The 19,976-nt window shown below is 73.4% G+C and carries 14 protein-coding genes; 8 read left to right on the forward strand and 6 right to left on the reverse strand.

Translation table 11 applies throughout. From position 1 onward, the window contains the following. Positions 1 to 8 precede the first annotated feature (8 nt). The 6 genes from BLV02_RS11275 to BLV02_RS11290 all read right to left on the reverse strand — a co-directional run bounded on the left by BLV02_RS11275 (position 9) and on the right by BLV02_RS11290 (position 10,719). Complete coding sequence (locus BLV02_RS11275) at positions 9 to 3,044, reverse strand: exo-alpha-sialidase (protein ID WP_069112760.1); 3,036 nt, start codon at positions 3,042 to 3,044, stop codon at positions 9 to 11. 21 nt (positions 3,045 to 3,065) lie between these two features. After that, positions 3,066 to 5,330, reverse strand: coding sequence for an FIMAH domain-containing protein (locus tag BLV02_RS11280; RefSeq protein WP_069112759.1), 2,265 nt, complete (start codon positions 5,328 to 5,330; stop codon positions 3,066 to 3,068). 28 nt (positions 5,331 to 5,358) lie between these two features. Then, on the reverse strand, positions 5,359 to 8,874 hold the full coding sequence (locus BLV02_RS11285; protein WP_069112758.1) for a sialidase family protein: 3,516 nt from the start codon (positions 8,872 to 8,874) through the stop codon (positions 5,359 to 5,361). 38 nt (positions 8,875 to 8,912) lie between these two features. After that, entirely contained in the window at positions 8,913 to 9,074 is a 162-nt protein-coding gene (locus BLV02_RS36460) for a hypothetical protein (RefSeq protein ID WP_171906799.1), read from the reverse strand. A 362-nt stretch (positions 9,075 to 9,436) separates the two neighbouring features. Continuing rightward, positions 9,437 to 9,583: a hypothetical protein gene (locus BLV02_RS36465; RefSeq protein ID WP_171906798.1), complete on the reverse strand. Its 147-nt coding sequence runs from the start codon at positions 9,581 to 9,583 to the stop codon at positions 9,437 to 9,439. 143 nt (positions 9,584 to 9,726) lie between these two features. After that, positions 9,727 to 10,719 carry a Gfo/Idh/MocA family protein gene (locus tag BLV02_RS11290; protein WP_069112757.1) on the reverse strand — a complete coding sequence of 331 codons (993 nt, stop codon included), beginning with the start codon at positions 10,717 to 10,719 and terminating at the stop codon, positions 9,727 to 9,729. Positions 10,720 to 10,820: 101 nt separating this feature from the next. Between BLV02_RS11290 and BLV02_RS11295 the strand changes: the two genes are divergently transcribed. The 8 genes from BLV02_RS11295 (at position 10,821) to BLV02_RS11330 (ending at position 19,975) form a co-directional block, all read left to right on the forward strand. Next, positions 10,821 to 11,600: an SDR family oxidoreductase gene (locus BLV02_RS11295; RefSeq protein ID WP_069112756.1), complete on the forward strand. Its 780-nt coding sequence runs from the start codon at positions 10,821 to 10,823 to the stop codon at positions 11,598 to 11,600. Next, positions 11,597 to 12,625, forward strand: a complete 1,029-nt coding sequence (locus tag BLV02_RS11300) for a Gfo/Idh/MocA family protein (protein WP_216094343.1) — start codon at positions 11,597 to 11,599, stop codon at positions 12,623 to 12,625. The genes BLV02_RS11295 and BLV02_RS11300 overlap by 4 nt, the downstream gene beginning before the upstream one ends. After that, positions 12,618 to 13,709, forward strand: coding sequence for a Gfo/Idh/MocA family protein (locus tag BLV02_RS11305; RefSeq protein ID WP_069112755.1), 1,092 nt, complete (start codon positions 12,618 to 12,620; stop codon positions 13,707 to 13,709). Before BLV02_RS11300 ends, BLV02_RS11305 begins: the two co-directional genes overlap by 8 nt. After that, positions 13,706 to 14,092, forward strand: a complete 387-nt coding sequence (locus BLV02_RS36470; RefSeq protein ID WP_069112754.1) for a RidA family protein — start codon at positions 13,706 to 13,708, stop codon at positions 14,090 to 14,092. Before BLV02_RS11305 ends, BLV02_RS36470 begins: the two co-directional genes overlap by 4 nt. Before the next feature lie 150 nt (positions 14,093 to 14,242). Then, positions 14,243 to 15,166: a dihydrodipicolinate synthase family protein gene (locus BLV02_RS11315; RefSeq protein ID WP_069112753.1), complete on the forward strand. Its 924-nt coding sequence runs from the start codon at positions 14,243 to 14,245 to the stop codon at positions 15,164 to 15,166. Next, a complete protein-coding gene (locus BLV02_RS11320; protein ID WP_069112752.1) occupies positions 15,166 to 16,326 on the forward strand; it encodes a sialidase family protein in 1,161 nt (386 codons plus the stop codon). The genes BLV02_RS11315 and BLV02_RS11320 overlap by 1 nt, the downstream gene beginning before the upstream one ends. Then, entirely contained in the window at positions 16,323 to 18,311 is a 1,989-nt protein-coding gene (locus BLV02_RS11325; protein WP_069112751.1) for an exo-alpha-sialidase, read from the forward strand. The genes BLV02_RS11320 and BLV02_RS11325 overlap by 4 nt, the downstream gene beginning before the upstream one ends. Positions 18,312 to 18,343: 32 nt before the next feature. Beyond that, a complete protein-coding gene (locus tag BLV02_RS11330) occupies positions 18,344 to 19,975 on the forward strand; it encodes an ABC transporter substrate-binding protein (RefSeq protein ID WP_069112750.1) in 1,632 nt (543 codons plus the stop codon). Position 19,976 lies beyond the last annotated feature (1 nt).

Here is a 19,976-nt window from a genome sequence, read left to right on the forward strand (position 1 = left end):
CCTGCCGTTCAGGGGACGGGGACGGTCGTGCCGACGCTGCTCACCGCGGGCATCCCGCCGGCGGTGTCCTGCACGATCAGTTCGTCGACGGCCACGTCACCGGCCGTCGCCGCCGGGTCGAACGCGAGGAACAGGTGGCTGACCACCTCGGCGGCGTGGACGAGAGGGAGCGTGGCCCGCAGGGTGCCGTCGACGGAGACGGCGATGGCGCCGCCGGGGAGGTCGACGTCGACGAACAGCTGGTGCCAGCTGCCCGTGGCCAGGGCGGTCGGGGTGCTCAGTGGTGCGAACGGCTGCGGGCTGCCGAGGTCGGGCAGCACCCGCAGGATGCGTGGCCGGTCGTTGGCGAAGGTGAACGCGGTGTCGGCGTACGGCTGCGACACCTTCACGTAGCGGGCGCTGAACGACGGCCCGGACAGCGTGATCACCGAGCCGGTCTCGGTCCCCGTCCAGCCGGTCACCTCGGTCCAGGCCGCGTTGTCCGAGGACCGCCAGATGCGCAGCTGGCCGGGGTCGAGGCGGTTCCCGGCCGGCCCGACGAGGTCGTTGTCGACCACCTCGATGGACGAGACCGTGCGCGTCGAGTAGAGATCCGCGCCGACGCTGCGGTTCTGGTAGTCGAACCCGACGGCGCCGTACTGGCCGAGGGCGATGAGCCGCCCGTCGGCCGGCGTGGTGTCGTCGTTCTGATGCCCGATGTCGGCGGTGGTGACGAACGTGTCCGACGTCGTGGCGCGGACCTCGCCGGACGCTGTGACCAGCAGCGACAGTGCCGTGCCCGGCGCGTCGTACGAGTCGGAGAAGCCTTCCTGCAGGCACAGCCGGAGGCCGCCGCCGGTGGCCGTCAGCCGCACCGCGGCCCGGACGTAGCCGCGGCGGATCGCCGGGAACAGCCGGGACGCGCTCGCCCCGGCGTTCGCCGACGACCGCAGCCGGACCGCGCGGCGGCTGGCCCGCTGCCCGGTGATGAAGTCCAGGGTGCCGGTCCGGCTGGAGCGCCACCAGCGCCAGTCGGCCAGCTCGGTCCCGTTGGCGGTGCCGGCGGCCTTGCGGAAGTTGACGGTGTCCAGTGCGCCCTGGCTGTCCCGGACGTAGCGGTCGAACTCCTCCACCAGCAGGGTCTTCGGGGTGTCTCCGGGCGTGATCCAGCCGAACAGCCGGTCGCCGGTGCCGGATGGCGCGGAGTCCGCGTTCTGCGCCTGGCGCAGCTCGGTGACGGCCGCCCAGCCGGGCGCGGACAGCTCGGTGGCGCCGAGCAGGTCCTGGTAGCCGTGCCACCTGGCGCCGTCGTCGTCGCTGTACGCCGCGGTGAGGTTGTTGCGGTAGTAGCTGGTCTGGCTGAAGCCGTTGTGCCCGGACCAGCTGAGCATCAGGCTGCCCGGTGCGGCTCCGGGGAACAACGCCGGCTGCGTGTTGCTGGACAGCACGGTGCTGTCGGTGGCCGCCGACCACGTGACGCCGTCGTCGGTGGACCGGCTGGCCGCCAGGTAGGTCTTCCGCCCGAGCTGCTGGCGGGCCAGGATCGCGATCGAGCCGTCGCCGAGTTCGGCGATGCCCGCCTCGGTGATGCCCTTCTCGAAGCCGAACTGACCGGGCAGGGCCAGTTCGTCCATGCTCTGGGTCCAGGTGAGCCCGCCGTCGGCGGACCGGATGACGCTGCTGACGAAGGTCCCGTCCGGCCGGACGATGTACGACATCACGTGCAGGTACGCGCCGGACGAGGTACGGATCGGGTTGGTGTAGGACAGCGCCCACGAGGCCGGGTTGCCGGTGGTGCGGTTGGTCAGCGGCACGTGCCGTGGGCCGGTGGCGTCCCAGACCGGGCGTCCGGTCGCCGTGAACGAGCCGGCCTGGATGACGTAGGTCTGGACGTTGTTCTGCGCCGGGTCGGTGAAGTCGCCGCCCTCGGTGTAGGCGAAGGAGATCCGGAAGAAGAAGGTCAGCACGCCGCGGACCGGGTCCCAGAGCAGCCCTTCCGGCCCCTCACCCTTCGCGCCGGGCACCCCGGTGAACGCCTTGAACGTCTCCAGCGCGCCCCAGCTCCGGCCGCCGTCGGAGCTGTACCGGGCGTTGATCCCGCCCAGGCTCGGTGCGGTCGAGACCGTGATCATCCGGCCGCTGGGCAACTGGGCGACCTTGATCGCGTCGGCCGAGGCCGGCAGCCGCTGCAGGACCCGGTGCCCGTACTGCACCTGCAGGGCGCCGGTGTCGCGGTCGATCCGGTTGGTCGCGCCGGGATTGCCGGAGTACGCGTAGACGGTGATCGAGGAGCTCGCGGCGATCTGCGGGACCCGGACGTACACGCCGTACGAGTTCGAGTAGGCGTGCAGCTCCCGCCCGGAGGCGTCGGCGAGGCGCAGGTCGCGCAGGTCCGGAGCGAGCTTGCCGGCCGCGATCAGCGCGGCCGTGCCGAGCGTCTGGAAGGACAGGAAGGCGGCCCGGTCGCGCAGCGTCACGGCGTTCGCGTTGGTGATGACGACGGGGGTGCGGTACGCCCAGCTGCCGCCGTTGCCGCCGACGAACTCGTGCGGGCCGAGGTCGTACACGCGCAGGTCGGCGGCCAGGTTGTTGATCACGCAGGTGTACCCGGAGGTGTCGCCGCGATGCGAGTGGACCTTCACGTAGCGCGCGCTCCGGCCCGCGCCGAGGTAGAGCCACGTCGTGCTGCCGAGCTCGACGTGCTCGGCGTCGTCGACCCGTTGCCAGGCCGCGTTGTCGTTGCTGACGTAGAGCGCGAGGTCACGGCTGTTCAGCCGGGACAGGCTGCTCGCCTGGACGATCTCGACGGCGGTGAACGACCGGACGCTGCCGAGGTCGGCGCCGACGCTGCGGTAGTCGTAGTCCAGGGCCAGCGGGGTGGTGCGGCCCAGGTCGGTCAGCGCCGACGCGAACGGGTCGGCGTCAGCGGCGGTCCAGCCGTTGCTGCTGGCCAGCGCCGTGGGTGCGGCGGCGGCGCGGCCGGGGGAGACGGCCGGCAGCGCCACCGTGGCCATCGTGGTCGCGGACAGGGCGAGGAAGGTGCGCCGGGGGATGGGCTGGGACATGGTCCACCTCGTTTCCTGCGTCTAGGCGGTGGTGACCTCGAGCATCTTGGAGAGCTGGTTGGTGAAGGTGAACGCGTCGTCGGAGTGCGGCTGCACGACCTTGACGTAGCGGGCGGTCACGTCGAACCCGGTGAACGTGAACCCGCCGGGGACGCGGGCGACCTGGACGCCCTCGACGCGGCGCCAGTCGCCGTCGTTGGTGTCGCTGACGTAGACCGAGAGGTCGCCCGGGGTGAGCCGGGTGGTGCCGTCGACGTCGCGCAGCGTCAGCGCGGTGATGGCCACCGGCTCCCAGAACGCCGCGCCGACGCTCCGGTTCCGGTAGTCCAGCGCGACCAGCGCGCTGGAGAGCCCGAGGTTCTCCAGGTTCCCCTTCTCCGGCTCGACGTCACCGCCCAGCCAGCCGTAGAGGGTGGGCCACGGATCGGCGACCTGCCGCGTCAGCACCGTGCCGGCCTCGCGCAGGGTGTCGCGGGCGGCGTCGTCGGACACGGCGCCGGCAGCGGCCAGGAACCGGTCCAGAGCGGCCACGGCGTCGTCGGTGCGGCCGCCGGCGGCCGCGGTCCGGGCCGCCGCCAGCTCGGCCAGCAGCGCCTGCCGCTGTGCGGCCGTCAGCGTCCCGTCGTCGTGATGGCCCTCGACCATCGCCTCGGTGCCGTCGAACGTGATGGCGGCCCGGAACCGCAGCGAGTAGACGTCGGCGTCGTCGAGGACGAACCGCAGCCGGACCGGCCGGCCCACGAGGGCGCCGAGGCCGGGGTCGCCGCGTCGCCAGGTGACCACCCGGGCGAGGTCGTCGCCGAACAGCGGATCGGACTCCTCGAGGCTGAAGCCGTCGATCGGCCGGCCGGCAGGGTTCTGGACCTCCACCCGCACCCGCCCGGCGGCCGAGGTCGCCAGGTTGAGCACGAGGTGCTCGCCGCCGACGCGGATCGGCGCGGTGATCGCCTCGCCGCCTGAGCGCGGCGCGTGCAGCGAGACGAACCCGTCGACGCGCATGGAGTAGCGGACGACGTCGAGCTCGTCGCCGGTCCAGTAGCCCTCGGTCGCGTAGATGGACAGCTCGTCCGGCGCCCCGCCGACCTGCGACGGGGTCACGACGATCCCGCAGCCGACGCTGTTGTCGGCGTACTTCCAGTTCTCGACGCCGGGGCCGGGCTGGATGTACGCCTCGTCCCAGCGGTCGAAGACGGTGCCGTCGCGGCTGCTCATGAACAGCGTGTCGGTCATGGCGGTGCCGTAGCGCTCGCTGGCCCGCGACCGCTCCTCCCGGTGCTCGACGTTGGGGAGATGCAGGTGCGACACCATCCAGCCGGCCGGCTGGACGTAGCGCATCGGGAAGCCGAGCAGGGTGTGCGGCGCCCGGTGGTAGCGGACGACGTTGTTCGTGTAGAGGTTCTCCTCCGGCGCCGGCGAGCCGGGGTACTCGAGCAGCTCGGGGACGGACCAGGTGAGGAAGTCGGCCGACGTCGACACCATGATCGCGCGGTACGTGCCGCCGTCGTCGAGGTCGGGCCAGTACCGGATGTACAGGCGGTACCGCTCGATCGCCGGATCCCAGAACGCCACGTTGAGGGTGTCGAAGGCCATGTTCACCAGGCCGTGCCCGGTCTTCGGTCCCCAGACCATCATCGGGGTGCCGCTGATGCGGCTGAAGGTGAGGCCGTCGGCGGACTTCAGCGGGTAGAGGGCGGTGGCGTTGTCGGCCAGCTCGATGGCCTTGTACCTCGCGTCCGCCGGCGCGGCGGGGTTGGTGTCCTTGAACACGAAGGTGTGCGACTCACCGGCGCCGGCCACCAGGTTGTTGTCCGTGCTGCCGTCGAACTCCACCAGGCCCAGGCTTGGCCGGGTCCAGGTGATGCCGTCGGTGCTCTGCGCCAGCGCGATGCGCCCGGGGTGCGGGATGTCGACCCGGCCGTCGCGCACGTCGTAGTCCAGTGCGGTGTAGTACATCCGGTAGGTGTCGCCGTCGCGGAAGACGTGCCGGTAGTGGCAGGCGCTGCCCTCCCACGGCCGGTCGGTGGTCATCGCCACCTCCCGGCGCACGGGCTGGTGCAGCCGGAACGCGGCCCCGTCCAGTTGCTCGACGAGGGCGGTGCCGGCCATGAGCTCCAGCCGGTCGCCGAGGTCGGCCGGGCGGCCGGCGCGTCCGGGGCCGCGGTGCGCGGCCGTCGCCGGATGCGCCGGGACGGCGGCCGCGGCGCCGGCGGCCGTGACGGGGAGCACGGCGCCGGCACCGAGCGCACCGGCCGCCCTCAGCAGTCCGCGGCGGGAGACGTCGGTCATGGGTTCCTCCGATCGGTAGGGCGGGATCTCAACGGGGGATGGGGGTGGTGGGGCCGACGCCGGCCGGCTCGGGCAGGCCGAGGGCGGTGTCCTGGACGATCAGCTCGTCCAGCCTGATCTCGCCGGCCGAAGCGGCGCCGGTGCTGAGCAGCAGATGGGTGACGACCTCGGCGGCGTGCAGGCGGGGCAGCCGGGCCCGGCGGCTGCCGTCGACCTCGACGGTGACGCTGCCGGCGGGCAGGTCGAGATCGACGACGACCCGGTGCCACTCGCCGGGGACGAGCCGGGTCGGCACCTCCAGCGGCGCGAAGACCTGCTCGTCGTTGCCGTCCGGGAGCACGCGCAGGATGCGCTGCTCGTCGTTGGCGAGGGTGAACGCGTTGTCCGCGTACGGGTGCGCGACCTTCACGTAGCGGGCCCGCACGGCCGGGCCGGAGAGGGTGATGACGGCGCCGTCCTTGCTGCCGGTCCAGCCCTCCACCCGCTGCCAGTCACCGCGGTTGGTGTCCGACGTCCAGACGCTCAGGTCCTCCGGCCGCACCCGGGTCCCGGCCGTGCTGAGCAGGTCGTTGTCGACCACCTGGACACCGGTGATGTCGCGGGCCTCGAACAGGTCGGCGCCGACGCTGCGGCGCTGGAAATCCATCCCGACGACCTGGTGCAACCCCAGCGCGGTCAGGTTGCCGGCGGCCGGGTCGGCGTCGAGGTTGGCGTGCCCGATGTCGGGGAAGGTCCCGAAGACGTCGTCGCTGGTGGCCAGCAGTTCGCCGTCGGGCCGGAGCAGCAGCGACAGCACCGTGCCGTGGGCGTTGTGGTGCGCGCCGTACCCCTCCTGCAGGCACAGGTGCAGCCCGCCGGCCAACTGGGAGTGCCGCAGCGCGAAGCCGATCCGTGCCTGCCGCACCGCCGGGAACAGCCGGGACGCCGCGGCCTCGCCCTGCGGCGCGGCCCGCAGCCGGATCGCCTGCCGGTCCGCGCGGGCGCCGGCGGCGAGGTCCAGCGTCCCGGTCCGGGTGGTGCGCCACCACCGGTGCGCGGCCAGCTCGGTGCCGTTGGCGGCGCCTGCGGCGGCCCGGTGCGCGACGACGTCCACCGCGCCGTGGCTGTCGCGCACGAACGCGTCGAAGTCCTCGACCAGCATCAGCTGGGCCGGCCGCGACGGGCGGGTCCAGGCGAACACCCGGCCGGCGTCGCCGGCGGCCCAGGAGTCGGCGTTGACGGCGGTGCGGACCTCGCTGATGTGCGCCCAGCCGGGCGTGGACAGCGCCGACCCGGCCAGCAGGTCCTGGTAGCCGTGCCAGCTCTCGCCGTCGTCGTCGGTCCAGGCGGCGGTGAGGTTGTTGCGGTAGTAGCTGGTCTGGCCGAAGCCGTTGTGCCCGGACCAGGTGAGCACCTGGCCGCCACGGGAGTCGGGGAACAGCCCCGCCGCGGTGTTGCTGGACAGGATCGTGCTGTCGGTGACCGGCGTCCACGTCCGCCCGTCGTCGGCGGACCAGCTGGCGGTCAGGTAGTGCCGCTGCGGCGCCTGCTGCCGGGCGAGCAGCAGGATCCGGCCGTCGCCGAGCTCGCTGATCGCGACCTCGGTGACGCCCTTCTCGAAGCCGAACGTGTCCGGCAGGTTCAGCTCGCTGGTGCTCTGCGCCCAGGTGCGGCCACCGTCGGTGGAGCGGATGACGTTGCTGGCGAACGTCCCGTCGGAGCGGATCATGTAGGACATCGGGTACAGGTGGCTGCCCGCGCGGGTGACGATGCCGTTGGCGTAGGACAGCCCCCAGCTCACCGGCTGGTCGGTGCCGACGGTGCGCAGCGGGATGCGGCGCGGCGTCCCGAAGACCGGGCGGCCGTCGTCTGTGTAGGTCTCCGCCTGGGCGATCCACTGCTGGACCTCGTTCTGTTCCGGGTCCATGAAGTCGCCGGTCGGGGTGTACACGGTGGCGACCAGGAAGAAGAAGCTGAGCACGCCGGTCCGCGGGTCGACGATGAAGCCGCCGGGGCCGGCCGTCCGGGCATTGGGCACGTCGAGCGGCGGCAGGATGCGTTCCAGCGCCGACCATGTCCAGCCGTCGTCGGTGCTGAAGCGGGCGTGGATGCTCCGGGCCGACCCGGCGGCGGCCGCCGCCATCATGGTGCCGTCCGGCAGCCGCACGACCTTGATGCCCTCGCCCCAGGCCGGGCCGTCCGGGTGGGTGATGCCCTGCTGTTCCAGCAGTGTCCGCCGGCCGTACTCGACCTGCAGGGCGCCGCCGTCGTGGACCACCCGGTTGGCGGCCGCCGGGTTGCCGCTGTAGGCGTAGACCAGCACGGTGCGCCGGGCGCCGATCTCCGGCACCCGGATGTGGACGCCCGTGGCGTCGGCGTAGGCGTGCAGCTCGGCGCCGTCGCGGGTGGCGAAGCGGAGGTCGCGCAGGTCCGGCTGGAGCCGTCCGGCCGCGATCAGCGCCTCGGTGCCGAGGTCGGCGAAGCTGACGTGAGCGGCGCGGTCGCGCAGCTCCCGGTGGTGCGGGTTGCGGATGCGGATCTGGGTGCGGTGGCTCCAGGCGCCGCCGCCCGCGCCGACGAAGGTGTGCGCCGGGAGATGGTGCACCCGCACCGCGGTCTGCAGGTCGGTCAGGGTGAAGGTCCAGCCGGTGACCTCGGCGCGGTGGCAGTGCACCTTGACGTAGCGGCCACGAGCCCGGAAGCCGTACAGCCAGAGGCCGGCGCCGGCGTCGACCAGCTCGACGCCGCGCACCTTCGTCCAGGTCGCGTTGTCGTCGCTGACGTAGACCGACAGGTCGCGGCTGCCGAGGCGGTGCGCCGGGCCAGGGGCCGGGGGAGCGGCGGCGCCGTGGACCCGGACGTCGGCGACCGGGTCCTGCAGTACGAAGGTGAACGCGGAGTCGGCGAGGCGCGTGTTCACCTTGAGGTAGCGGGCCTGCACCTCGAACCCGCCGAAGGTGTGCACGACGCGCCCGCCCTCAGTGCTCGCGGCGAAGGTCCAGCCGGTCAGCTGCTGGTAGGTGACGTTGTCGTGGCTGGTCCACAGGGTGTAGTCGGCCTCGGTGAGCCGGGTGGTGGCGTCCCGGGCGAGCAGCTCGACGCTGCGGATGGTGGCCGCGCCGAAGGTGTCCACCCCGAGGCTGCGCCGCTGGAAGTCCAGTGCGGCGGCGGTGGCCACCGCGAAGTTGGCGAACGCCCCGGTCGCCGGTGCGGCGTCGTTGGTGAGCAGGCCGATCGCGGCCGGCAGCCGGGTGCCGTCGCCGGCGAGGTCGCGCGCGAGCTCGATGGCGTTGAGGTCCTGGACGGAGCCCAGGTCGGCGCCGACGCTGCGCCGGTTGTGGTCGAGCGCGATCTTCAGGTGCTCGCCCCAGCGGCCCAGCGGCGACCGCGGGGCGGCGTGGTCGGCCTCGGCGAACCCGATGGTGGCGTCCAGCGCGGTGGCGGTTCCGGACGACCCCGCGCCAGTGGCCGCGGCGCCGGTCACCGGCAGGAGAGCACCCGCGCCCACGGTGGCGGAGAGCGCCAGGAACGTGCGGCGGCTGAACGGGTGCGACGACTGAGCCATGGTGCCCCTCGATTCGGTCGGTTGACGCTTGGTCGGCCTTACGCGAACGCGCCGATCTGGATCTCCTGGATGGCGACGCCGAACAGCCCGGCGGGCGGGAACTCCGGCGGGATCGGGATGGTGGGGTCGTGCGTGGGCGCGGACCCGTGCTGGTGGGGCGGCCGCGGATCGACAGCAGCAGCGGACCGGCCGCGGCGCACAGGTCCCGCAGGAACCGCGTCACCACCGCCGTGCTCGCACTGCCCTGGTTCAGCGGATTCGCCGTGACGTGGGTGTCGGCCACGCGGTAGGAGAGGAAGACCTTCAGGCCCCAGGCCGGATCGTCGAGGCGCCAGTCCCACCCGCTGCGCACCTGCGAGTCCCAGTTCATGACCTCGGCGCCCAGTCCGATCTCGAGCGTCCCGAAGCCGGCGGCCGCGATGGCGTCGACCACGGCATGGACTCGGCCCGCCGCCCACGATCGCCTCGCCGAGATGCCATCCCGTGAGGCGCCGGAGGGTGTCGTCGTCGGCTCCGGCCCTGGCCGTGGTGTCGCGCGGCACCACGGCGACGGCCACCGCCGTCACAGCCCGGCGCACTGGCCCGCCCGGGACCCGGACACCGCGCCCAGCGCCGCCGAACCCGCCGCGGACATGGCCACGGAGGCGATGCCCCACAGGAGAGCCGCTGCCGTGCCGGTGGCGATGACGCGCCGGACGAGCGAGATCATCTGGTTCCCTCTCTGTCAGACCGAAGAAGTTTCAGCTACTGGAACAGGAGGTTTCACGTGTGGGGACGAGAATGGAGGCGGCTCGTCGAGATGTCAAGATGCGCCGAAGATCGGCGGCAGTGGCGGGGCGATCTCCCGCGCCGTCAGCTCCGGTCCGGCTCGAGGTCGGTCCAGTCGCCCGTCGCCGCCGACTGACGGAGGGCGTCGGACACGGCGAGCGCGGCCAGGCCGTCGTCCAGTCCGACGACGGGTGCTGCCGTGCCGGCGGCCACCTCGAGCAGGTGGTCGAGCTGGCGGCCCAGTGCGGCGGCGGGCGGTTCCGTGAAGCTCTGTGTCCGGTCGAAGTCGTCGCCGGCGCGGCGCAGCGTCAGGGTGCCGCGGCCCACGTCGGCCAGCAACGATCCGCCGGTGCCCAGGACGTGGATGGTCCGGGTGCCCCGCGGTTCGACGTAGTCGAGGTGGAACGCGCCCGTCACGCCGCCGGTGTGGACCAGGAGGCCGTCGACGACGTTCGGCTCCTCGACGTGCGGCACGCCGGTCACGGTGCGGGCGACGGCGAGGCAGCGTGCGACCGGGCCGAAGAACCAGCGCAGGTAGTCCCACTCGTGGGAGTAGTCGCGGTACAGGCGGTCCGGCTCCGGCGTCGCGAACCGCGACACAGCGGCGGTGATCGTCGTGTAGGCGCCGAGCATGACCTGGAACGACGTCGGCGTGCCGATGAGGCCGTCGAGCAGCGCCGACCGCACCGCCCGCACGACCGGCCGGTGCCGCAGGACGTAGCCGACCAGCACCGGCGTCCCGGTGGCGCGGATGCGCGGTGCCGCGGCGGCCGCCTCCGCCGTGGTCGGCGCCAGCGGCTTCTCCACCAGGGTGGGGACGCCGCGGCTGGTCGCCGCCTCGAGCTGGGGGAGGTGGAAGCGGTCCGGCGCGGCGATGACCAGCGCGTCCGGGCGCAGGTCGAGCAAGGCGCCGAAGTCGTCGACGGTGTGCTCGACGCCTCGGTCGGTCGCGCGCTCGCGCAGCTCCGGGTCGGGGTCGAAGGCGACGACCTGGACGCCGGGGCGTCCCAGGAGGACGTCGACATGCTGCCGTCCGATGGATCCAAGTCCGCTGACCGCCACCCGTGCCACCGGCATCTGCCGCCTCCAAGTTCCAGCGAATGAAACTGTCCATACTGACTGTTGGAACTCACTGCTACCATCCCGCCATTGCCACGTCAACGAGAGGGGGACGGCGGATGAGCGTGCTGGAGCGGTTCCGGCTGACCGGCAAGGTCGCCGTGGTGACCGGTGGGTCCGGACTCTACGGGCAGCCCTTCGCCGCCGCGCTGGCCGAGGCCGGCGCGCACGTGGTGGTGACCTCGCGGCTGGCCGAGACCGCCGAGAAGACGGCCGGTGAGCTGCGCGACCGCGGCTGGGCCGCCAGCGGCCAGCCGCTGGACCTCGCCGACCCGGCGTCCATCGAGGCGTTCCACCGCTCTGTCGTCGACGCGCACGGCCGGATCGACGTGCTGGTCAACAACGCCGTGCACCGCGCCGGTGGCGATCTCGCCGGCACCACGGCGGCGGACTGGGACGCGACCTCCGCGGTCAACTCGCGCGGGCTGTTCCTGCTGACGCAGGCGGTCGCCGAGACGATGGCCGCCCAGCGCTCCGGGTCCATCGTCAACATCGGCTCCATCTACGGTCTGGTGGGGCCGGACTTCCCGATGTACGAGGGCACCGAGATCACCTCGCCGCTGTTCTACGCCTACGACAAGGCCGGCATGGTCGGCCTGACCCGGTACCTCGCCTCGGCGCTCGGCCGGTCCGGGGTACGGGTCAACTGCCTGTGCCCGGGCGGGCTGTACAGCGGGCAGGGGCAGGCCTTCGTCGACGCCTACTCCGCCCGCGTGCCGCTGGGCCGGATGGCCGCCGAGGACGACGTCACGGGCGCGCTGGTGTTCCTGGCGTCCGACGCGTCGGCCTACGTCACCGGCGTGACGCTGCCGGTCGACGGTGGCTGGACGGCGCGGTGAGCGGGCCGGACCCGGGGCCGACCGGGATCGCGGTGCTCGGGTCGGGCGGCATCGCCCGCGCGCACGTCGCCGCGCTCGGCCGGGTGCCGGGGGTGCGGGTCACGCACGTGCTCGGCTCCGACCCGGCCCGTGCGGCGCAGGTCGCCGCGCTGGCGCCCGGCGCCCGCGCCGCCACCGTGCTGGACGACGTCCTGGCCGACCCGGGCACCCACGGGGTGTACGTGTGCGGGCGGACCGAGGACCATCCCGGCCGCACGCTGGCTGCGGTCGCGGCGGGCAAGCACGTCGTCGTGGAGAAGCCGCCGGCCCGCGACGTCGCCGACTTCGACGCCATGGTGCGTGCGGCGACGACGGCCGGTGTCCGGCTGATGGTCGGGCAGACGGTCCGGTTCCAGCCGGCCGTCGCGACGCTGGAGTCGGCCAGCCGGTCCGGGCGCGTCGGCGACCCGCGGCTGCTGCACCTGAACTGGTACGTCGGGCACGTCTGGCCGGGCGCGTGGCGCAGCTGGCAGCTGGACCCGCGGCAGTCCGGCGGGCACCTCGTCCACAACGGCATGCACCCGCTCGACCTCGCGATCTGGCTGCTCCGCGCACGGCCGGTGCGGGTCTTCACCCGTGGCTGGTGCACGCACGCCCCCGACCTGCCGACGCCGGACAGCTTCCACCTGACCGTCCGCTTCGACGACGGCGGCCTGGCCATGATCGAGGTCTCCTACGGGCTGCGCGAACCCGGCGACGTGCTGCGCCGGATGGTGCTCTGCGGCACCGAGGGCACGTTGGCCCACCACACCGCCGACGACGCCGCGGTGTCCGGCGGCGGACCACCGGCGCAACCCGCCTCGGTCGGGGACGCCGTCCAGCGGCAGGCCGAGCACGCGGCCGCCGTCGTCGCCGGACATGCCGAGCCACTGGTCGAGCTGCGGCACTCCCGGTGGGCCCTGGCGGCGGCGATCGCGGCCCAGCGGTCGCTGGAGACCGGGCAGCCGGTCGACATCGAGCCCGGGGGAGGAGACCTCGATGCCTGAACCGCTGCGGACCGTGCTGGTGAGCGCGGTCCGGCACGCCGCCGGCTACGCCGAGCTGCTGGCCGCCCATCCCGGCTACGCCCTGGCCGGCGTCGCCGAGAGCGACGAGGCCGGTGCGGAGGCGCTGGCCGACGCCCGGGCCCTCGCCACCGCGACGTCGGTGCCGCTGTGGCGGCTGGAGGACGTCGGGGCGGATCGCGCCGACGTCGCGGTGATCTGCTCCGAGCCCACCCGGCACGCCGTCCTGGCCGAGCGGATGCTCGGGCTCGGCCTGCACGTCCTGGTCGACAAGCCGCTGGCCACCGACGTCGCCGCGGCCCGGCGCGTGGTCGAGGCGGCCCGCGCCGCCGGACGCCACTGCGCCGTGGTGACCCGCGCGCTGGCGCCGCCCGTGCGCCGGCTGCGCGGCTGGGTCGACGACGGCCGGCTCGGGCTGCCGCGCAGCATCGACGCCGAGTTCCTGTCCAGCGGGACGCACTTCTCCGCCTCGGTCGAGCGGCCCGAACTGCTGACCGACCCGCGGCTGTCCGGCGGCGGCGAGGTGATGAACGTCCTCGGCTACCCCGTCGACGACATCCGCGCCGTCACCGGCTGTGAGCCGGTCGAGGTGTTCGCCGAGGCCGGGACGCTGTTCTGGGACGCGCACCGGTCGCACGGGGTGGAGGACGTCGCCGTCGTCTCGGCGCGGTTCACCCACGGCCTGGCGGCGTCGATCGTGGTGGGCCGGGTGCCGGTGGCGCCGGGTCCGGGGCCGGGCACGTACACCCTGCGGGTGATCGGCTCGCACGGCCACGCGGAGGTCGACGCGGGCGCGCCGGCCGTGCACCTGCACACCGCCACCGGCGCCGAGCCGATCCCGATCGACCGCGCGCCCGTGGTGGCGGTCCTGGACGACCTGCACGCCGGCATCCGCACCGGGCGCCGGCTCAGGTACGACTGCGCCGACGCGGCGATCGCGGTGGCGACCATCGACGCCGTCTACCGCTCGCTGGCCAGCGGCGCGCCGGCCCCGGTCGACACCGGGACGGCACCGAGACCGGTGGCGAACGTCTCGCCACCCACCAGAGAGGATGGACCACCTTGATCGAACATTTCGCGCCGGATCCCGACGCGTCGTACTCGCCGGCGGTACGCGCGGGCGGCTGGCTGTTCATCTCCGGCCAGGCGTCGACCGATCCGGAGACCGGTGCGTTCATCCCGGGCACCTTCGAGGAGGAGTTCATGCGCAGCGTGGAGAACCTGCGCCGCGTGCTGGCGCAGGCCGGCGGGAGGGAGGACCAGATCGTGAAGATCGCGGCCTTCGTCCGCGACGAGGCGAGCCTGCCCCGCTACAACGAGCTGTACCGCGAGACGTTCAAGCACCCCCGGCCGGCCCGGACGACCTCGTCGATGGGGTTCGACTTCCTCCAGGTCGAGCTGGAGTGCGTCGCCTACGTCGGCGATGAGGTTCCAGTAAGCGAAACGTAACGGTCCAATTTCGTGCCCCCGGAACTCTTGACACCGGAGCCCGGGTCGACAGACTACTGAAACAACGCGTTCTGATTGGTGGAACGCAGGTGTCGGTCGCAAGACCAGAAGTCGTCCCCCATCCGACCGAATCTTCGTGTGGAGAGATACATGACCGACCGAGCCCTACCGACCGGCGTCGTGACTCCGCTGGTGGTGTTCCGCACCGAGGACGGCGCGACCGACCGCGCCGCCACCAAGGCCCTGGTCGAGCACCAGATCGCGGCGGGCGTCCGTGGCCTGCTGGTCAACGGCTCGACCGGGGAGCTGGGCAACCTGGCCCCGGCCGAGCGGTCGGCCGTCCTGCGCGCCGTCGTGGAGACGGCGGCCGGGCGGGTGCCGGTCTGGGCCGGGGTCGCCGGGCTCGGCACCGCGGACGCCGTGACGGCCGCGCGGGAGGCCGAGGCCGACGGCGCCGACGCCGCGCTGGTGCTGCCGCCGCTGTTCTTCGACACCAGCGACGCCGAGCTGGCCGAGCACTTCCGCACGGTCGCCGCGGCCATCGGCATTCCGGTGCTGGCCTACGACGTGCCGGCGCGGGCGCCGCGCAAGCTGCCGGTGCCGCTCGTGCGCGAGCTCGCCGAGGAGGGCGTGCTGCGCGGCCTGAAGGACTCGTCGGGCAACCTGACGGCGGGACGGCAGCTGTGCGCGGCCACCGAGCACGTGGCCGGCTTCGCCACCTACCTCGGGTCGGAGATCACCCTCGACCTGGCCGCGTACCTCGGCTTCGACGGCGTGGTGCCGGGGCTGGCGAACATCCTGCCCGGGTCCGCGGTCGAGGTGTTCGACGCCGCGCGCTCCGGCGACCCGGCCCGGGCCGCCGAGGCCCAGCGCACCTACCAGCGGCTGCTGGGCATCCTGGACGTGCCGCTGGACGGCGCCGGGTTCTCGGCCCGCGCCATCGCCGCGATCAAGGTGGCCGCCGCCGTCGTCATGGACCTGCCGGCGCCCGGCACGACGGCGCCGTTCACGCAGCCCGACGCCGCGTTCGTGGCCGCGGTGACGGACATCGTCCAGCAGTCGCGGACGAACTGATGACGACCCTGACCTCCGAGTGGGCGGTCACCGGGAGCGGTGTCGTCGTCGATGCCGTGCCGGCCATGTTCCCGGGCCTCACCTGGGCCGGCGACGAGCTGCTGGCGAGCTACTCCACGGTGCCCGACGGCTGGCCGGGCGGCACCGTCGGTGTCGTGCGGTCCGGCGACGGCGGCCGGAGCTGGTCGCCGCCGCACACAGTCGCGGAGCCGGCCGACGGCCTCGACGCGGTGCTCAACGCCGTCGGCATGACGACCCTGCGCGACGGCACCGTCCTGCTGCCGTACAACGGAGTGCGCTGGACGCCGGGCGAGGGCGTGGGCGGCCGCGTCATCAGCCTGCACCTGCTGCGCTCGGCCGACGGCGGCCGGACCTGGACCGGCGGCGCGCCGATCGACCTCGGCTTCCACGGGCCGTGCGTCTACGGACGGCTGATGGAGCTGCCCGGCGGCCGGCTGCTCTGGCCCGTCTGGGGCCAGCGGACCGTCGCCGAGCGGTGGCGGTCGGTGCTGCTGGAGTCCGCCGACGGCGGGCACACCTGGTCCGTCGGCGCCACCATCGGCTACGACCCGGACGCCCGGCTGGCCGGCGCGTACGCGACGCCGGCCGAGGGCGGTCTCGGCGCCGACGGGAACCCGGACGTCGCGCGCACCGCCGACCCCGACTTCCGCCCGCACAGCCCGATCGACGGGTTCACCGAGACCACGGTCGTCCCCACCGGCGACGGCCGGCTGCTGGCCGTGCTGCGCCAGCAGGGCGTCGGGGGCGACGACACCATGCAGCTGTTCGGCTCGGAGTCGGCCGACGATGGCGCCACCTGGACGACGCCGGCGCTGATCGGCTTCGCCGGCATGTCGCCGTTGCTGCACCGCGCGGCGGACGGCGCGATCCTGCTGGCCACTCGCCGGTTCGCGCCCGAGGGCGGTCCGACGCCGGCGGGCGTCGAGGTGCGGGTCAGCCAGGACGGCGGCCGTTCCTGGTCGGCGCCGCTGCCGCTGCGTGACCCGCACGGCTACCAGCACACCGCGGAGTACCAGTGCGGCTACCCGGCGATGGCCGACCTCGCCGACGGCTCCGTGCTCACCGTCTTCTACAGCTATGCGCCCGGCCGAGGCCGGTTCCTGGCCTGGAACACTCTGCGACTGGGAGGAACCCGATGACGCGTTCGCCCGCTCTGCTGGCGCTGGCGACCGGCGTGGCGCTCGCGCTCGCCGGCGCCGCCCCCGCTCCGGTCGCCGCCGGCGCCACCGAAGCGCCCGACCCGGCGCTGCGCGTCGTCGACGCCTGGAACGTGACCGGCCCGGAGACCTTCCCCGGCGAGGCGACGCTGCCGGCCCAACGCCCGGCGCTCACCCGCGCGCCCAACGGCGACCTGCTGGCCGCGTTCAACACCTCCGGCGACGCGCACCCGGGCGGTCAGCTGCGGCTGATCAGGTCTGCCGACGAGGGCCGGACCTGGGGGCCGTCCGAGGTCGTGGCCGAGCCGAGGCTGTTCGGCACCCGCGGCAGCATCTCGGCCACCCGCGGCATCGCCACGCTGTCCGACGGCACCATCCTGCTGCCGTACAACGACGCGGTGAACCACACGAACTACAACAACCGCGAGTCGGTGCTGTTCGTGGCGCGGTCGACGGACAGTGGACAGACGTGGACCGGTCGCGACGAGCCGGTCGAGCTGCCGATCCCGATCCGCGAGGCGCACGTCGGCGGCAGCCGGATCGTCGAACTGGACGACGGCACCCTGCTGCTGCCGATCTGGGGCGCGCTCGAGCTGGTCGACGGCTGGGAGACCGACCCGATGCGCTGGCGCTCCGGCGTGCTGCGCTCCTTCGACGGCGGGCAGACCTGGTCCGACTACCGGACCATCGCCTACGACCCCAACAACCCGCCGCAGTTCCCGCCGTTCCACAGTGCCAACTACACCAGCGGCGCGAACGAGCTGGCCCTGCACGAGCTGCCGGACGGCCGCATCGTCGCGGTGGTCCGCTATGCCACGGGCGTCGGCCCCAACCGGGCCCAGGTGTACCTGTCCTACTCGTCCGACGCCGGCGCGACCTGGACGGCGCCGGTGGCCACCGGCCAGCAGGCGGAGGCGCTGTCGCTGACGTACGCACCCTGCACCGACCGGCTGGCCGAGGGCCAGGCCAAGCTGATCATGGGCCACCGCGAGCTCGACGCCGCGGGCACCCGCATCGGCCAGGCCGCCCTGCACACCTCGTTCGACGGCGGCGTCACGTGGACCGGCAAGGTCCGGCTGCGTGACCCGTCCGGCGCGGCCAACCTGGGCGCCGCGACCGGCGAGCCGGACTTCCTGCGGCTCTCCGACGACCGGCTGCTGGTGCTGTTCCAGGTGTTCCTGCCCGGGCAGCCGGCGAAGATCGTCGCCAACGTCGTCGAGGACGCCACGGACGCGGCGACCTGCCAGGCGCAGGCCGACGCCGCGGCCGCGACGGCGCAGACGACACCCACGTTCTTCGTCGACCGCGCGGACCGCGACCAGTGGGCCTGGCCGTTCGCCAGCCGCAAGGTCAGCCACCCGGCGACGGCCACCGTCGGCGCCGTGCTCGACGCGGCCGCCGCCGGACTGTCCTGCGCCGGCCCCGGCCTCCGGCTGACCCTGGACGGCCGGACCCTGGACCGGTCGGACACCCTGGCCGCGGCCGGTGTCGGCAACGGAGCGGTGCTGCGACTGAGCGGGCCGCCGCCGAGCCGGCCGTGGCGGGTCGGGTTCGCCGAACTGGACACCGCGCCGCAGACCCGGCACGTCTACGGCTGGGACCGGGCCTGCGCGCCCGCGTCCCTGGCGCTGGACTACCGGGCCCGCTCGCTCGGCCTGGACGTGCGCATCCCCGCCGCCCACCGCATCAGCGCCGTCGAACTGCGCGACCGGGATGCCGCGACCCGGCTCACCGGCGCGGACTACCGGCTGTTCAGCAGCCCGGACAACGAGACCTACACCGAGATCACCGGCTGGTCGTTCAGCTCTCGCGTGGTGGACGGCCGGGTGGTGCACCGGTTCGACGGCCTCGCGGTGACCGACCGCTACCTGAAGATCCATCAGCCGCACACGACCACGTCGTACAGCTTCGTGCTGGCCGACGCGCGCGCTGACGTCAACGTGGAGTTCGCCAGCCGGCGCCGTTGAGGCGCCCGGCTCGACATTGGAGGGGCACTACCGTGATTGGACGACGTAATCGGTCGATCGCCGCAGCTCTGGCCGGCCTGGCCCTGCTGGCGGCGGCCGCCTGCTCCGGTCCCGACGAGGACACCGGTGCGACCGGCGGCGAGTCCGGCGCGCCCGCCGGTGACCGCGAGGTGACGGTCCAGCTCTACCAGGCGCCGCGCGGGTTCAGTCCGCTGCTCGCGTCGATCGGCCCGGACCACCTGATGGAGCAGCTGCACTGGGACTCGCTGGTGTCGGCGACCGCCGACGGCGAGTACGGCCCGCGGCTGGCCGAGAGCTGGGAGGTCTCGCCGGACGGCACGACCTGGACCTTCCACCTGCGCGACGACGTGCTGTGGAGCGACGGCGAGCCGTTCACCTCCGAGGACGTGCTGTTCACCTACAACGTGTACGCCAACCCGGCCACCGGCAGCGCCTACGCGGGCAAGTTCGGCACCGTCACCGGCGCCGCGGCGCTGGCCGATGGCACGGCCGACGCCGTCGCCGGCTTCCAGGCGCCGGACGAGCACACGTTCGTGATCCAGCTCGACGCGCCGAACGTGGCGCTGCTGGACGAGCTGGTGCAGCCGATCCTGTTCATCCTGCCGCAGCACGTGGTCGGCGAGCTTCCGCTGGAAGGCCTTGCGGACAACCCGTTCTTCCGCGAGCCCACCGTGGGCCTCGGGCCGTACGTGTTCCAGCGCTGGGTCACCGACGACCAGGTCGAGTTCGCGGCCAACCCGGAGTACCGCGACGAGCTGGGCCTGGACCGGATCTTCACGCAGTACGTGACCACGGATGTCGCGACCGCCCAGCTGGAGACCGGCGAGATCGACTTCGCCCAGGTGGCGGCGCCGGACGTCGCCCGCGTCGAGGGCCTCGACGGCGTCACGCTGCATCGCGCCGAAGGCCCGGGCGTGCTGGCGCTGCACACCGCGATCGACTCCGGCAAGCTCGCCGACCCGCGCATCCGCCAGGCGATCATGTACGCCATCGACCGCGAGGCGCTGGTCGAGGAGGTGCTGGCCGGCGAGGGCAAGGTCGTCGACACGCTGGTGCACGGCCCGGCGTGGGCCATGCCGGACGACCTCACGCACTACGGGTACGACCCGGACAAGGCGCGGGAGCTGCTGGCCGAGGCCGGCTGGGACCCGGCGACGCCGGTCCGCCTCGAGATCGTCCCCGGTCAGCGCGACCGGGACACCACGATGACGATCGTCGCCGCCCAGCTGCAGGAGGTCGGCATCAACGCCCAGGTGCAGCCGTACGAGGCAGCTCAGCTGTCCGAGTCGATCGGCAACCGCGACTTCGACCTGCTCATCTCCGGCTACGGCCTGTTCACCATCGACCCGGCCTCGATGAACGCCCGGCTGACGTGCGCTCAGGTCGGCGGCGCGAACATCTCCGCGTACTGCAACGAGGAGCTGGACGCACTGCTCCAGCAGGGCATCGCCACCACCGATCAGGCCGAGCGCGAGTCCATCTACGCGCAGGCGCAGAAGATCGTCAACGAGGAGGTGCCGATCTTCGTGCTCTACGTGCCGAACACGCTCGCGGCCACGAGCGACCGCCTGCAGGGCTTCGAGCTGAACCCCTCGACGGTCGACGCCTTCTGGAACGCGGCCGAGTGGACCGTGAGCAGCTGAC

The organism is Jiangella alba (assembly GCF_900106035.1).
GTDB lineage: Bacteria > Actinomycetota > Actinomycetes > Jiangellales > Jiangellaceae > Jiangella > Jiangella alba.